This is a genomic window from Paraburkholderia solisilvae (genome assembly GCF_902859875.1).
GTDB classification, from domain to species: domain Bacteria; phylum Pseudomonadota; class Gammaproteobacteria; order Burkholderiales; family Burkholderiaceae; genus Paraburkholderia; species Paraburkholderia solisilvae.
Window position 1 is genome coordinate 37354 of record NZ_CADIKF010000054.1, and the last position, 14677, is coordinate 52030.

At 66.5% G+C, this 14677-nt stretch carries 12 protein-coding genes and 1 pseudogene; 11 read left to right on the forward strand and 2 right to left on the reverse strand.

The features are described 5' to 3' along the window. Nucleotides 1-213: 213 nt before the first annotated feature. Genes HV675_RS26080 through HV675_RS26090 form a run of 3 tightly spaced genes read left to right on the forward strand, consistent with a single transcriptional unit; the run spans nt 214 to nt 4654 of the window. Nucleotides 214-1665 (forward strand): cytochrome c, encoded by a 1452-nt coding sequence (locus HV675_RS26080; RefSeq protein WP_175114335.1) that lies wholly within the window; start codon nt 214-216, stop codon nt 1663-1665. Then, nucleotides 1662-2147: a (2Fe-2S)-binding protein gene (locus tag HV675_RS26085; RefSeq protein WP_175114336.1), complete on the forward strand. Its 486-nt coding sequence runs from the start codon at nt 1662-1664 to the stop codon at nt 2145-2147. The genes HV675_RS26080 and HV675_RS26085 overlap by 4 nt, the downstream gene beginning before the upstream one ends. Further along, on the forward strand, nt 2144-4654 hold the full coding sequence (locus tag HV675_RS26090; protein WP_246270552.1) for a xanthine dehydrogenase family protein molybdopterin-binding subunit: 2511 nt from the start codon (nt 2144-2146) through the stop codon (nt 4652-4654). The genes HV675_RS26085 and HV675_RS26090 overlap by 4 nt, the downstream gene beginning before the upstream one ends. A 107-nt stretch (nt 4655-4761) precedes the next feature. On the opposite strand, the gene HV675_RS26095 is transcribed toward HV675_RS26090, so the two are convergent. Together HV675_RS26095 and HV675_RS26100 are read right to left on the reverse strand one after the other, a co-directional pair. Further along, nucleotides 4762-5394 carry a hypothetical protein gene (locus tag HV675_RS26095; protein WP_175114337.1) on the reverse strand — a complete coding sequence of 211 codons (633 nt, stop codon included), beginning with the start codon at nt 5392-5394 and terminating at the stop codon, nt 4762-4764. 75 nt (nt 5395-5469) lie between these two features. Beyond that, the gene (locus tag HV675_RS26100; protein ID WP_175114338.1) at nt 5470-6348 is read right to left on the reverse strand and encodes a hypothetical protein; all 879 of its coding nucleotides are present in this window, start codon (nt 6346-6348) and stop codon (nt 5470-5472) included. Between the two features lie 194 nt (nt 6349-6542). On the opposite strand from HV675_RS26100, the gene HV675_RS26105 reads away from it, so the two are divergent. The 8 genes and pseudogenes from HV675_RS26105 to HV675_RS26140 all read left to right on the forward strand — a co-directional run. Continuing rightward, nucleotides 6543-7532 carry a sugar-binding transcriptional regulator gene (locus tag HV675_RS26105; protein ID WP_217478266.1) on the forward strand — a complete coding sequence of 330 codons (990 nt, stop codon included), beginning with the start codon at nt 6543-6545 and terminating at the stop codon, nt 7530-7532. Between the two features lie 393 nt (nt 7533-7925). After that, entirely contained in the window at nt 7926-9272 is a 1347-nt protein-coding gene (locus tag HV675_RS26110) for an NAD(P)H-dependent oxidoreductase (protein WP_175114339.1), read from the forward strand. A gap of 71 nt (nt 9273-9343) precedes the next feature. Continuing rightward, nucleotides 9344-10444 carry a thiamine pyrophosphate-dependent dehydrogenase E1 component subunit alpha gene (locus HV675_RS26115; protein ID WP_175114340.1) on the forward strand — a complete coding sequence of 367 codons (1101 nt, stop codon included), beginning with the start codon at nt 9344-9346 and terminating at the stop codon, nt 10442-10444. Then, nucleotides 10425-11423, forward strand: a complete 999-nt coding sequence (locus tag HV675_RS26120; RefSeq protein ID WP_175114341.1) for an alpha-ketoacid dehydrogenase subunit beta — start codon at nt 10425-10427, stop codon at nt 11421-11423. Before HV675_RS26115 ends, HV675_RS26120 begins: the two co-directional genes overlap by 20 nt. Before the next feature lies 1 nt (nt 11424). Then, entirely contained in the window at nt 11425-12723 is a 1299-nt protein-coding gene (locus HV675_RS26125) for an acetoin dehydrogenase dihydrolipoyllysine-residue acetyltransferase subunit (RefSeq protein WP_175114342.1), read from the forward strand. 412 nt (nt 12724-13135) lie between these two features. Continuing rightward, complete coding sequence (locus HV675_RS26130) at nt 13136-13567, forward strand: transcriptional regulator GutM (RefSeq protein WP_175114343.1); 432 nt, start codon at nt 13136-13138, stop codon at nt 13565-13567. Nucleotides 13568-13628: 61 nt separating this feature from the next. Further along, entirely contained in the window at nt 13629-14183 is a 555-nt protein-coding gene (gene srlA, locus HV675_RS26135; protein WP_175114344.1) for a PTS glucitol/sorbitol transporter subunit IIC, read from the forward strand. A gap of 40 nt (nt 14184-14223) precedes the next feature. Next, nucleotides 14224-14677: pseudogene (locus HV675_RS26140) on the forward strand (hypothetical protein); the annotation flags it as partial.

A 14677-nucleotide genomic window follows, 5' to 3' on the forward strand; every position in this document is an offset into this window, starting at 1 on the left:
TCCGGTTTCGCCCAAAGGCAGGTCGGCTTCTCCGGCAACCTGTCCGATATCCCGTCGAACACGAATCGATGACGGCGTTTGCCCGCGTGAGCGCGAGCAACTTTTATCTGGCCGACGCATCATACGGGTCAATGCGCGCGGCGATGAGGCGATGGAGGCTCGCTGAAAGCATGAGCCGTCATCATCGCGCATCACGCTGCCGCTGGAGGCCCGATGAAAGGGAAGGTCGTCTTTGTTGCCGTTGTGCTGGCTGTGGCTGCCGGGCTGTCGCGGGCATGGGAGCCCACGATCAATCCGGTGAGCGCGCCGCCGGCGCATGCAGCAGATGCGGCGCAGATCGCGCGGGGTGCGCGTCTTGCCGCGCTCGGCGACTGCATCGTCTGTCACACGTCCGTGCACGGCAAACCTTACGCGGGCGGCTATCCGCTCAACACGCCGTTCGGCACGATCTACGCAACCAACATCACGCCGGACCCGCAAACGGGCATCGGCGACTGGTCGCTCGAGGCGTTTGCGCGCGCGATGCGCAAAGGCGTGTCGCGCGACGGGCATCTGCTGTATCCGGCGTTCCCGTATCCGCACTTCACGCGCATGAGCGATGCGGATATTGCCGACCTCTATGCGTTCCTCATGTCGCGTGCGCCGGTGCACGCGAACACGCCGCCGAACCGGTTGACCTTCCCGCTGAATTTCCGGCCGCTCGTCGCGGGCTGGAACATGCTGTATCTGAAGCGCGGGCCCGAGCGCGCCGCTGCGGCGCCGCCGTGGGTGCCGGCTGAAGGGCCGGCTGACGAATCGGCCGATGCTGCGGCCACCGCATCGGTCGCCACATCGGCCAGCACGTCGGCCAGTGCCACAGCCGCACCTGACGATGGCACAACCGCGGCAAACACGGCCACTGCCGCAACCGCTGCGAATGCCGATAGCGCTTACGCGGTGCAATGGCAGCTCGGCCGCTATCTGGTCGACGGCCTTGCGCATTGCGGCGCATGTCATACGCCGCTCACGAAGCTCGGCGCGGAAAGGCGCGATGAGCCGTTTGCCGGCGGCACGCTCGAAGGCTGGGACGCGCCCGCGCTGACGAAGCTCGCGCAGGCGCCGACACCGTGGACGCAGGCGCAGCTCGTCGCTTATCTGCGCACCGGTTTCGCGAGCGAACATGGTGCGGCGGCCGGCCCGATGCTGCCGGTCACGCGGTCTTTGGCGAACGCACCGCAAGAGGACGTCGACGCGATCGCGACCTACGTGATGTCGCTGCAGGCGCCGGCTGGCGCAACAACCGCTTATCGGCAGCCGGTCGATCTCGATCAGCTCGCGGCGCCGGCGTCGCTCGCGAACGGCGCGACGCTGTTCAATGCGGCCTGCGCGTCGTGCCATAGCACCGTCGCGCCGATGACCACGCAGGGCGAGCGCCCATCGCTCGCGCAAGGCACCGCGGTGAACGCGGACAGCCCGCGCAACGCGGTGCGGATGATACTCGACGGCATCGACTGGCATCGCAGCGACGCCGCGCATTACATGCCGCCGTTCGCGCAAAGCTTCACCGATGCGCAGATCGCCGATCTCGCCAACTACACACGGGCGCGCTTCAGCGCGAGCGGGCCGTGGCCGCGGCTCGACGCGGCGGCCGTCGCGCGCATCCGCAAGGAGACTGCTGGGCCATGATCACGCTGACCGTCAACAACATGAGCCACGAAATGGACGTCGATCCATCGACGCCGCTGCTTTATGTGCTGCGCAACCAGTTGCAGCTGAACGGCGCGAAGTTCGGCTGCGGTCTCGGACAGTGCGGCGCATGCACGGTGATCGTCGGCGACGAGCCGGTGTTTTCGTGTCTGCTGCCGGTTGCCGCATGCGATGGGCGCGCGGTGCGCACCATCGAGAGCCTCGGCAGCGTCGAGCATCCGGGGCCGCTGCAGCGCGCGTTTATCGATCAGCAGGCCGCGCAGTGCGGCTATTGCATCGCGGGGATGATCATGCGCGCGCAGGCGCTGCTCGAACGCGAGAACGCGCCGACAGACGAGCAGATTCGTGAACACCTGCAGCCGAATCTGTGCCGCTGCGGCACGCATATGCGGATTGTCGCGGCAATCCGGCAGGCGGCCCAGCCGGCGAGCGGGCAGCGCGCGGCGGAGGCGCAATCATGAAAGACGATGAAGGGCGCGGGCCGCCTATGACGGATGCGGCGCGCGAATCGCATGAAGCGGATGGGCGGCAGGAAGTCTATGCGGCGCATGAAGCGGATCTGCGGCAGGAAGCCGATACGGCACATGATGCGAGACTTGATGCGACACGTGGTGCATCAGGCCACGCGACACCTGCCGCCGCCCGCGACACACATCGCGACATACCTCGCGACACCCTGCCCGATGCGAGCCGCCGCCGCTTCCTGAGCGCCGGCGCGCTTCTCGTCAGCTTCACGCTGCTGCCGCGGCCGCGCGCCGCGTTCGCGCAGAGCCCGGCAAGCACGACAACCGAAGCCGGCACGTTCACCGCGACCGCGCCGAACCTGCCGGGCAGCCTGAAAATATCGCCGCAGCTCGACGCGTGGATTCGGGTCGATCCCGCGGGCAAGGTGACCGTCTGCACCGGCAAGGCCGAGCTTGGCACCGGCATTCGCACCGCGTTTTTGCAGCTCGCGGCCGAACAGCTCGACATCGAGCCGCACGCGATCACGCTGATTACCGCCGACACCGGCGAAACGCCGAACGAAGGTTACACCGCAGGCAGCCATTCGGTCGCCGATAGCGGTACCGCGATCTTCAACGCAGCCGCGCAGGTGCGCGCGCTGCTGCTGCAAAGCGCGGCGGCGCAACTGCGGGTCGACGCGGCGACGCTTACGACGCAAGACGGCGAGATCGTTGCGCCGGACGGCCGGCGTCTGTCGTATGGCGACGCGGTGCGCGGCGCCAACTTGCATCAGGCCGCGCGACCCGGCGTGCTGCTCAAGCCGCCTGCGCAGTTTCAGGTGGTCGGCCGCACGCTGCGACGCGTCGATATTCCGGGCAAGGTAACGGGCGGCGCCAGCTATATCCAGGATATGCGGCCGCCGGGCATGCTGCACGCGCGCGTCGTGCGGCCGCCCGCGTACGGCGCGACGCTCGCATCGGTCGATACCGCGCGCATCGAAAGCTTGCCCGGCGTCGTGAAGGTCGTGCACGACGGCAGCTATCTCGCGGTGGTGGCCGATGACGAATGGCGCGCGATCGTCGCGATGCGCGAGTTGATGGACGCTGCGCATTGGCAAGCGGGTCCGCCGCTGCCGGACCCGGCGACCATCCACGAGACGCTGATGAAACTGCCCGCGCGGGAGATCGGCGTGGCCGATCAGCGCGGCAGCGCGGCGCCCGCGGTGCGCACGCTCGATGCGCGCTACAGCAAGCCGTATATGACGCACGGCTCGATCGGCCCGTCGTGCGCGCTCGCGCGTTGGGACAACGGCTCGCTGACCGTGTGGTCGCACACGCAAGGCGTGTTTCCGCTGCGCGAGGGCATCGCCGAGATGCTGTCGCTGCCGAAGGACAACGTGCGCTGCATTCACGTCGAAGGCTCCGGCTGCTACGGGCACAACAGCTCGGACGATGTCGCCGCCGACGCCGCGCTGATTGCGCGCGCACTGCCTGGCCGCACGATACGCGTGCAACTGATGCGCGAGCAGGAACACCTGTGGGAACCGTTCGGCCCGGCGATGATCACGCATGCCACCGCGTCGCTCGATGCGAACGGCACGATCGTCGACTGGCGCTACGAACTCTGGAGCAACACGCACAACAACCGGATCGACAACGCGGGCCGCCTGTTGCCGGCGCAACTGCTCGCGCAGCCGTTCACGCCGGCGCCGCCGCAGCCGATTCCAATGCCCGAAGGCGGCGGCGATCGCAACAGCATTCCGCTGTATCGCCTGCCGAACCTGTATGTTCAGCATCACTTCCTGCCGGACATGCCGATTCGCGTGTCCGCGATGCGCTCGCTCGGTGCGCATATGAACATCTTCGCGATCGAGAGTCTGATGGACGAACTCGCGCTCGCCGCGCAAGCCGATCCGGTCGAATTCCGGTTGAAGCATCTCGACGATCCGCGCGCCCGCGATGTGATCCAGCTCGCGGCGCAACGCTTCGGCTGGCAAAAACGTGTGCTGCAACGTGTGCCGCACGCGACGCCGCCGCTACGCGCGGGCGCCGGCGGCACCTCGCGCGGCGTCGGCTTTGCGTTTGCGAAGTACAAGAACCTGATGGCGTATTGTGCGGTCGCCATCGAGATTGCGGTCGACCGCGATACGGGTCGCGTCGACATCGAGCGCGTGGTCGCCGCGATCGATTGCGGGCAGATCGTCAATCCGGACGGCGTACGCAATCAGATCGAAGGCGGCATCCTGCAGACCACCAGCTGGACGCTCTACGAAGCGACCGCGTTCGATACGCGGCATATCACGAGCTATGACTGGAGCACGTATCCGATCATGCGTTTTTCGTCGGTGCCCAAGCGCGTGGACGTGCATCTGATCGACCGGCCCGGGATGCCGTTTCTCGGTGTCGGCGAAGCGGCGCAGGGGCCGGCCGCCGCCGTGCTCGCGAATGCGATTGCCGATGCGACCGGCGCGCGAATCCGCGATCTGCCGCTGGCGGGCGCGCGATTGAAGGCGGCGCTGGCGTGAGCGTGTGGGCGTGTGGGCGTCTCGCGGAGAATCCTGGCAGGTACATCGCGACGGACATGGTTGCGGCGCGCCGCGTGCGTTTTCTGCTTACGCGAGCGTAGCCGTGCTCACACGGGCCGCACGCTTTTCAACGGCCGCGCGGACCCGGGACGATTCACGACGAAGCCCGGTTCGCGCCAGTTCGGCTCGATGCCCATAAACTTGTCGAAGTAGGCGATCGCAAGCGCCGGCTCCTCGACGAGGTTCTCGCGAAACGACTGCCACACCGCGGGCTGCGACAGCGCGTCGGACGGCTCGAGCGTGATGCCGCATTCTTCGCGCACGGTGCGTTTGAGCATGCCGACGCAAAAGTAGGTGAGCATATAACCGGCCGGCCACCAGTGCGCGATATCGTCGGACGACGGCGGCTCGCCACCGGGGTTTTCGACGCGATGGGCGAGCGGATCGTCGACGATGCGCACCGCCTTCTCATGCAGCAGATCGCGCAATAGCACGCCGTACGCGAACTGGAAAAAGTCGCGCGGATTGCGCCGGCGATAATCGTCGTTATGCGCGAGTGCGTCGACCCACGCGAAAAAAGCCGCGGTGAAATGGCGGCTGTCGATCTCGATGCGGATGCCGTGACGCGCACCGTACTCGTCGCAGCATTGCTGCAGCAACGGGCGGCACAACGTCAGTTTCTGCATGTGCTCCCACGTGCGGGGCGGTTGCACGTGGCTGTTGCGCGGCGCCTGTAACATGCGCGGCTCCTTGGCGGGCGGGCTGGCCCGCGTTCAGCGATCGGCCAATCAACGAATCAACGAAGAATCAACCCGTCAGCAAAGATGCGAAACGACATGGCCGATTTCGTCCGCCAGTGCGCCGACCCGGTCACGCTCTTTCAACGCGGTGCGCAGCGCCGTTTCGCGCGCGCCGATCACGTCGGCGAAAAAGCGCAGCACCGCATCGGGCTCGCTGACGATGCCGTTCGGACAGGTTTCCTTGCAGAGCGATGCGAGCGTCAGCATCAGGAAGACATACGCGTTCGGCTCGGTGACGAGCCACCACGGCGCGCTGACGTCGGGCAACGTATCGAAGCGCGTGCTGCGGATCGGCTGCAGGTCGATCAGCGACGCCGCGAGTTGCGCGCACGGCCGCGCGAGCGCGCTCGCCGCCGCCGTGCCGCCGGCAAACGACGCCTGGATCGAACGTTCGCGCGTGGTGGCGAGCGCGGCGCGCGCGTGATCGAGCGCGTGGCTTACGCGATGTTCGAAAATCAGCACGTCGGTGGCGCCGCATTGCATGATCATCCGCTTCGCGGCCGCGTAGTACGACATCGAGAATTTGCGCTGCGCTTTCGTGTCGCTGCCCGATGCGCCGAGATAAACGGTGAGCGACGCGAGCGGCACCGGCGACTTCCAGTGATCCTGCAGCGGCGGCACCGCATGGCCGGCAAACGATTCGGCGCTTTCGAGGAGATCGTCGGCGAGATGCGCGACCGATTCGAGCGACAACGGCGAGAGCGACGCGAGCGGCGAGGCGAGCCGCGCGGGTGCGGCACGCGCGGCGCGAGGCAGGCCCGGCCCTTCGCCGCGCACCGGACCCGGCACGTTGCGCGCCGCGTAGCGCAATTGCCGTGCGCAATCCTTCAGCGCGATGCCGAGCTGACTGATGTCTCGGGAGAGCTGCTGCGGCAACAGCGATTTCGTCTCCATGGGTCTGTCTCGATGATGACACGCGGGTGATGGAACCCGGGCGCTGAACCCGCGTGATGAAACCTCGTTCATGAAGTCTGCTGATGCAGGCCACTCATGCAGCAATCACGAAGCCTCAATAGTGAAACATTTGAAGTTAAGATAGCACAACTGTTCAGCGTCAATGCTGAACTTTTTAATGATAGGAGCCAGGCTTGCCGAAGGCGAATATTTCCGCTGCGAGCGTCGAAACCGATGAGCAGAATCCGACGCAACGTCTGCGTTTGCGCGCCGCGTGGATGTACTACGTCGAGGAAATGACGCAGAACGAAATCGCGCAGAAGCTTGGGGTCGGACGCGTGACGGTCGTGCGGCTGCTCGCTGCCGCGCGCGAGCGCAATGAGGTGAAGATCACCATCGGCGACCGGCTTGCCGAATGCGTGGAGGCGGAACGTTTGCTCGAGCGCCGCTTCAATATTGGCGAGGCGATCGTGGTGCCGCTGTCGGCGCGCGGCGCCGATGCAACCTTGCCGATTGCGGCGGCCACCGGCGCGTATGTGTCGTCGCTCGCGCGCGCGGATATGCGCATCGGTGTCGGCTGGGGTCGTACGCTCGTCAGTTCGCTCGGCTTTATCGAAGAACGCGCGGTCGACCGGCTGTCCGTCGTGTCGCTGCTCGGCGGCATCATCAAGGCGCGCAAGTTCAATCCGGCTGAATTCGCGTGGCGGCTCGCGTCGCTGTTCCAGGCGGAGTGCTATCTGATGACCGCGCCGCTGCTGGTCGACAGCGCGACGACGCGGCAGACGCTGATCGATCGCTGCGGCCTCGCCGATATTTTCGAGCTCGCGAAATCGCTCGATGCGGTGCTGCTCGGCGCCGCGGGCACGGGCGCGGATCAGACTTCGCATCAATTGAAGTTCATCACGAATGCGGAGCGTGCGTCGGTGCTGAAAGCGGGCGCGGTCGGCGACATGCTGTTCAATTTCTTCGACGCGCACGGCAAGCTGGTCGATCACCCGATCAACGAACGTGTGATGTCGGTGCCGCTCGACATCATCAAGAAAGTGCCGGTGCGGGTGCTGGCGGCCGGCGGCGCAAACAAGGTGCATGCGCTCGCGGGCGCATTGAAACTGCTCAAGCCGACCGTGCTGATCACCGACGAATACACCGCGAAAGACGTGCTCAAGCTCGTCGTCGGCGGGTAACGCGTGGCGGCGGTGCGGCGCGCTCTCTGAAATTCAGCGCGGCCCGCCGTGCGGCGCATCGGCGCATCGTGTGACGGTGCGCGTGAAGTTCGCTGTTCTCTCCTTCGCTCCAGATCCCTTTTTGCAGTGCACCGTGCGCCCGCACGCGCCGCTTGCCGCGCGTGCGGCGGCGCGCGTTTTTCGCGTCATGTATCCAGGGGTTAGTCCCGAGCGCGCACACGCGATTTTCCGCATGCGCGGCCTTGTCCATTGCGTGAACATACTGCTAGTATGAAATACAAAAGTGCTGATGCGCCGATAGGGCCGATTCGGCGGAAGCGTTTTTCGCCGCACAGCCGGTAAGCGCTGGTGCGCCAACCCGGCGTAGTGCGGCACGGGACGGGAGACAGGTTCATGCACAACATCACCCCCAGCGGCCTCGCCGCCGATCTCGAACAGCGCGCCGCCACCGGCCGTCCGATTCGCATCGGGCTGATCGGCAGCGGTGAAATGGGCACCGACATCGTCACGCAGGTGCGCCAGATGCACGGCCTCGCGATCGGCGCGATCGCCGATCTGCGCGTGGACGCCGCATGCGCGGCGGTGCGCGTCGCGAACGGCGCGGATACCGGCTATCGCGTGGTCGAAACGGCCGGCGCGCTTGCGCAGGCGATCGAAGCGGGCGATATCGCGATTACCCAGGACGCGCAGCTCGTCTGCACGAGCGGCCTGATCGACGTGGTGATCGACGCGACCGGCAAGCCCGCGGTCGGCGCGCAGATCGGCCTTGCCGCGATGGAGCACGGCAAGCATCTGGTGATGATGAACGTCGAAGCGGACGTGACGATCGGCGCCTATCTGCGGCGCGAGGCGCAGCGCCTTGGCGTCGTCTATTCGCTCGGCGCGGGCGACGAACCGAGCGCGACGATCGAGTTGATCCAGTTCGTCAGCGCGCTCGGTTATCCGGTGGTCGCGGCCGGCAAGGGCAAGAACAATCCGCTCAATATCGACGCGACACCGGATGCCTACATGGCCGAAGCGCAACGTCGCCACATGAACCCGCGGATGCTCGTCGAATTCGTCGACGGCTCGAAGACCGCGGTCGAAATGGCCGCGATCGGCAACGCGACCGGGCTCGTGCCGGACGTGCCCGGCATGCACGGCCCCTGCGCGACGCTCGAGGTTCTGCACAACGTGCTGTGCCCGAAGGCCGACGGCGGCATCCTGTCGCGCAAGGGCGTGGTCGATTACACGATCGGCCAGCGCGTCGCGCCCGGTGTGTTCGTCGTCGCGGAGCTCGCGCATCCGCGGCTACGCGAGCGCATGGAAGACCTGAAGCTCGGCAAGGGTCCGTACTACACGTTCTATCGGCCGTATCACCTGACAAGCCTCGAAGTGCCGCTCACCTGCGCGCGTGCGGTGCTGTACCGGCGCGCCGATATGGAGCCGCTGCCGGCGCCGGTCGTCGAAGTGTGCGCGGTTGCGAAGAAAGACCTGCGGCCGGGCGAGCGGCTCGATGCGATCGGCGAATACACGTACCGCGCGTGGGCGATGACGGTCGCCGATGCGCGCGCGCAACAGGCGGTGCCGTGCGGCCTGATCGAACACGGTTCGGTCACGCAGCCGATCCGGCGCGGCGAACTGCTGACGTACCGCAATTGCGCGGTCGATGGCGCGTCGGCCATTGTCGCGTTGCGGCGCCGCCAGGATGAGATGGTGCTGGGCGCGGCCGCGGTTGCAACGGCTGCGGCTGCGGCCTGAACGCACCCCGCCCGCACGCTGAACGCACCCGCGCGCACCCCACACGCACGCCGCACGCGCAGGAGACTGTCATGCCGCCACTCGCCGAGCCCGCGACGGAACTGCCCGGTTCCGTGCCCGCCGTCTATCGCCGCCACGACGCCGCGCGCTTGCGCGACGCGTTGCGCAAGATGGTTCTCGTGCGCCGCTTCGAGGAAAGCGCGGAACAGGCCTATATGCGCGGGCTGATTCACGGCACGATGCATCTGTCGATCGGGCAGGAGGCGAGCGCGATTGGCGCGACGCTGCCGCTCACCGATGCCGACTACATCACGTCGACGCATCGCGGCCACGGCCACTGCATCGGCAAGGGCGCGGACCCGAAACGGATGTTCGCGGAATTCTTCGGCAAGGAGACCGGCTATTGCCGCGGCCGCGGCGGCTCGATGCATATCGCCGACGTCGCGCGCGGCAATCTCGGCGCGAACGGTATCGTTGGCGGCGGCTTGCCGATCGCGGTCGGCGCGGCGCTGTCGATCCGCAAGCAGCAACGCGACGCGGTCGTGATGTGCTTTTTCGGCGACGGCGCCAATAACGAGGGCGCGTTCCACGAGTCGCTGAACTTCGCGTCGATCTGGACGCTGCCGGTCATTTTTGTGTGCGAGAACAACCGGTACGGCATGTCGATGTCGGTCGAACGCTCGACCGCGGTGCCGCATATCGCGCAGCGCGCGGCCGCGTACGGCATGCCTGGCGTAACGGTGGACGGCAACTGCTTTGCCGACGTGCTCGACGCGAGCGAACAGGCGGTCGCGCGGGCGCGCGGCGGCGCGGGGCCGAGCCTGATCGAGTGCGAGACCTACCGGCTGCGCGGTCATTCGAAGAGCGATCGCAACCGTTACCGCACGCGCGAGGAAATCGACGCGTGGAGCGCGCGCGACCCGATCGTGCGCTTCGAACAGGACCTGCTGCGCTACGGTTTGCTCGATGCGGCGCAAGCACAAGCGCTGCGCGCGGATGTCGAAGCGCAGATCGAAGAGGGTCTCGCGTTTGCGCAAAACAGCCCGGCGCCGTCGCTTGCGGAACTGACGCGCGATGTCTACACGGAGCAAGCCGGATCGTGCGGCGCGAGCGATCCGCCCAGTGATGCGCCGGCGACGGCGGGAGCGCGCGATGAACGCGAACGTGCGTGAGCTGACCTACGCGCAGGCCATCCAGGAAGGCATCGCGATCGCGCTCGCACGCGATGAACGCGTATTCGTGATGGGCGAGGATATCGGCGTGTATGGCGGCGCGTTTCAGGTGACGGGCGACCTCGCGCAGCGCTTCGGCGCGGAGCGCGTGATGGATACGCCGATTTCCGAACTCGGCGGCGCGGGCATCGCGGTCGGCGCGGCGCTGACCGGCTCGCGGCCGATCTACGAATTCCAGTTCTCCGACTTCGCAACGCTCGCGATGGAGCAGATCGTCAATCAGGCGGCGAAGCTGCGCTTCATGCTGGGCGGCGCGGTGTCGGTGCCGCTCGTGATGCGCTTTCCGGCCGGCTCCGGCACCGGCGCGGCGGCGCAGCACAGCCAGAGCCTCGAAGCCTGGTTCGCGCATGTGCCGGGGTTGAAAGTGCTTCAGCCGAGTACGCCGCACGACGCGAAAGGGCTGTTGCTCGCCGCGCTCGACGACCCGGACCCGGTGATGATCTTCGAGCACAAGCTGCTCTACAAGAGCAAAGGCCCGGTGCCCGAGGGCTATTACACGGAGCCGATCGGCAAGGCGGCGGTGCGGCGCGCGGGGCGCGACGTGACGATCGTCGCGACCTCGGTGATGTCGATCCGTTCGCTGGAGGCGGCCGCATTGCTCGAAGAAGAGGGCATCGACGCGGAGGTGATCGACCTGCGCAGCGTGCGGCCGATCGATCGCGACGCGCTGATCGGCAGCGTAAAGAAGACCTCGCGTCTTATCTGCGTGTATGAAGGCGTGCAGCAGCTCGGCATCGGCGCGGAGATCGCGTCGATCGTCTGCGAGAGCGATGCGTTCGATTATCTCGATGCGCCGGTGATTCGGTTGGGTGGCGCCGATTGTCCGCTGCCGTACAACCCGGAACTCGAGAAGGCCGCGGTGCCGCAAGTCGGCGATATTGTCGCGGCTGCGCGGCGCTGCGTCGGCGGGAGAGCGTGAGATGCCGACCGAAGTGATCCTGCCGCGCGTCGATATGGACATGACCGAAGGCATGATCGCCGCGTGGCATGTGCACGAAGGCGATACGGTGCGCGCGGGCACGGTGATCTTCGAGATCGAGACGAGCAAGGCGACCATGGAAGTCGACGCGCCGGCAAGCGGCGTGATCCGCCATATCAGCGGCGTGATCGGCGAGTCGATGCCGGTCGGCACGCCGGTCGCGTGGATCTATACGGACGGTGAAGCGGTCGCGGATCTGGCGGGTGTCGGCGCCCTGCGCGCGACGCCCGCCGCGCGGCGCCTCGCGCGTGAGCGCGGCATGCGTCTGCGGGACCTGACCGGCTCGGGCCCGCACGGCCGGATCGGTGCAAGCGATGTGCTGCGCGAATCCGCATCTGCTGCACCGCATACGACGCCTGACGCGCGCGGCTCGACCGAGCCGGATCGTGCGTCGAGGCCGCGCGTCACCCGCTCATCCGCCGCGCCTTTGCATCGTGTCTGGCTGCGCGAAGGCACAACAGGTCCGCTCGTGCTGCTGCACGGTTTTGCGGCTGAGCTCAATAGCTGGCGTCCGTTCTGCCACGCGTTGAACCGCATTGCGCCGCCGACGCTCGGCGTGCTCGCGCTCGATCTGCCGGCGCACGGCAAATCGTCCGCGCAGCATGCGGGCACGCTCGACGAGATCGTCGCGGCCGTCGACGAAACGCTTGCCGCGGAAGGAGCCACGCATGGTCATCTGGTCGGCCATTCGTTTGGCGGCGCAATTGCGCTTGCCCTTGCGACCGCGTCCGCGGGTCCGCTCGCACAAACGAGGGTGGCTTCGCTGACGCTGATCGCGCCCGCCGGCCTCGGTCCCGATAGCAATGCGGCGTTTCTGCGCGGCATCACGCAAGCGTCGCGGCGCGCGAGCCTGGCCGCATGGCTGAAGGAGCTGTTCGCGGACCCGGCGCAACTGGACGACGGATTCATCACGACCGCCGGGCAGCAACTGGCCGATGCCGGCGTACGCGCGCGCCTCGCCGCGCTCGCCGATACATTCTTTCCGGACGGCGCGCAAAGCCTCGATCTGCGTGGCGCGCTGGCCGCGCTGCGCATACCGGTGCGCGTGGTCTGGGGTCTGCAGGATCGTATCCTGCCGGCACGGCACGCGGACGGCCTGCCGGGGCGTGTCGCGGTGCATCGTTTTGCGCAGGTCGGCCATCTGCCGCAAGTCGAAGCGCGCGATGACGTTGCCGCGATCGTCGCACAGAACATCGCGAGTGCGAACGCAGCTGGGAAAGCACATGAAGGCCCGCTGTAAAGGCGGCAACGCGAGGGGCAACCCGCACAACGCGATAAACACGCATCCGACGAAAAGGCTGCACGCGACACGCAATTAGAGTGACAATGCAACCGGTCGGCACACTCGCCGGCAGGCCGACTCGCGTTTTCCCCAATTCGGCCGGCATTGAACAATTGTATTATTAGGAGAGCATGATGTTCATGCGTGCGCCGCGCGGTTTTCACGGCACACGCGCTGGCATTCCGGTCGCATCAGAATAACGTGCGCCGGAAGCGCGAGACACATGCATAGAGAGCCCGCTCGATGCAACGACATCGGGCCACGCGAGGTCTGCCGCAAGCGGGCTGCGCGCTGAAGGCTCCGTCAGCACGGAATCGGCGCAGGCGCTGCACGCTTACGCCGGCCGACTCGCTGCATACAGGAGACGACAATGGACTATGTGCGTGGAGCGTTGCTCGCTTTGGCCGTGTTCTGGGCATTGCAAGTGGTCGCATCGTGGTTTCAGATGCGCCGCTACGGCGATGCGTTGCGCCAGGCGGCGCGCCGCTGGGACAACGGCTTTCTCGGCGTCGGCGCATGCAAGGTCCGCTTCGGGCGCGGCGCCATTGCCATCGTCGTGCTCGACGATGCGCTGCGTGTGCGCGAATTTCTCAGCATGTCCGGTGCGACTGTCTTTAGCCGGTTTCGTTCGCACCCCGGGTTTTCCGGCCTTTCCATCGAAGAATTCAGCATGCGGCTCTCGGGTGCGGGCCTGCGCCGCAGCATCGTGATCGCCGCCGCGGATGCGCTCGAACGCGCGCAGCGCACCGCACAACCGCAAAGTCCGCCGCCTTATCGTCCGGTTCCGTCCGCAGCCGTTTAGCTTTTAGCCGTTTTTCGACGGAGCTTTCTGTGCATGTGTTGGACTCACTGGGAGAGTCGCCGTGATCGTTCTCGACTGGCTTACGCATTTTGCCGAAGCATTTATCGGCGTGTTCAATGCGGGCGGCAAGGTGTTTATCGGCTTCGTCACCGGTATCCTGCCGACGCTGATCGTGCTGCTCACCGCGGTCTATACGCTGATCGCGCTGATCGGCGAGCATCGCGTGCAAGGGCTCGCGCGCTTTTTCTCGAAGAACGTGATCACCCGCTATACGCTGTTGCCGTTGCTCGCGATGTTCTTCCTGACCAACCCGATGGCGTACACGTTCGGCGTGTTTCTCGAAGAGCGGCACAAGCCCGCGTTCTACGACTCGGCCGTGTCGCTGTGTCATCCGATCACCGGGCTCTTTCCACACTGCAATCCGGGTGAACTGTTCGTCTGGCTCGGCGTGGCCGCGGGGCTCACGAAGCTCGCGGAAACGCAAGCGCTGCCTTTTTCGATTCCCAAGCTCGCTTTGTTCTATCTGATCGTGGGCCTTGTCGTGAACCTGCTCAAGGGCGTGCTCACCGAGGCGATCACGCGGCTTATCGCGCACCGCGAAAACATCAAGCTGTGACCGCGCGCCGCGCATCGATAGACGAAAGGGGACAAACGCAATGGACACGAGAGCTTATCGGACCGTCAAGGTCGAGCGTGGGCCGAACGGCTGGGGCGGCCCGCTCTATATTCAGCCGACGCCGGAGCGCAGCAAGATCGTCGCGGTGACCGGCGGCAAGATTCCGGAACTCGCGATACGGCTGGCCGAACTGACTGGCGCGACCGTCGTCGACGGGTTTCGCGCGCCGCCGCTCGAATCGGAAATGGCCGCGGTGGTGATCGATTGCGGCGGCACCGCGCGCTGCGGCGTCTATCCGCGCAAGCGCATTCCGACCATCAACCTGACGCCGGTCGGTCAGTCCGGGCCGCTCGCGCAATTCATCACCGAAGACGTGTATGTGTCGGGCGTGCTGCCGGAAAATCTGTCGGTGGTCGAGCGCGAAGACGGCGAGTCCGCGCCGGCGCCGCACCCCGCGAGTCCAGGCGACGCGCTGGTGATGCCGGCGGCCGGCG

Coding starts and splice junctions, on each gene's coding strand:
- HV675_RS26080 (WP_175114335.1), top strand. CDS start 214: ATGAAAGGGAAGGTCGTCTTTGTTGCCGTTGTGCTGGCTGTGGCTGCC.
- HV675_RS26085 (WP_175114336.1), top strand. CDS start 1,662: ATGATCACGCTGACCGTCAACAACATGAGCCACGAAATGGACGTCGAT.
- HV675_RS26090 (WP_246270552.1), top strand. CDS start 2,144: ATGAAAGACGATGAAGGGCGCGGGCCGCCTATGACGGATGCGGCGCGC.
- HV675_RS26095 (WP_175114337.1), bottom strand. CDS start 5,394: ATGTTACAGGCGCCGCGCAACAGCCACGTGCAACCGCCCCGCACGTGG.
- HV675_RS26100 (WP_175114338.1), bottom strand. CDS start 6,348: ATGGAGACGAAATCGCTGTTGCCGCAGCAGCTCTCCCGAGACATCAGT.
- HV675_RS26110 (WP_175114339.1), top strand. CDS start 7,926: ATGCACAACATCACCCCCAGCGGCCTCGCCGCCGATCTCGAACAGCGC.
- HV675_RS26115 (WP_175114340.1), top strand. CDS start 9,344: ATGCCGCCACTCGCCGAGCCCGCGACGGAACTGCCCGGTTCCGTGCCC.
- HV675_RS26120 (WP_175114341.1), top strand. CDS start 10,425: ATGAACGCGAACGTGCGTGAGCTGACCTACGCGCAGGCCATCCAGGAA.
- HV675_RS26125 (WP_175114342.1), top strand. CDS start 11,425: ATGCCGACCGAAGTGATCCTGCCGCGCGTCGATATGGACATGACCGAA.
- HV675_RS26130 (WP_175114343.1), top strand. CDS start 13,136: ATGGACTATGTGCGTGGAGCGTTGCTCGCTTTGGCCGTGTTCTGGGCA.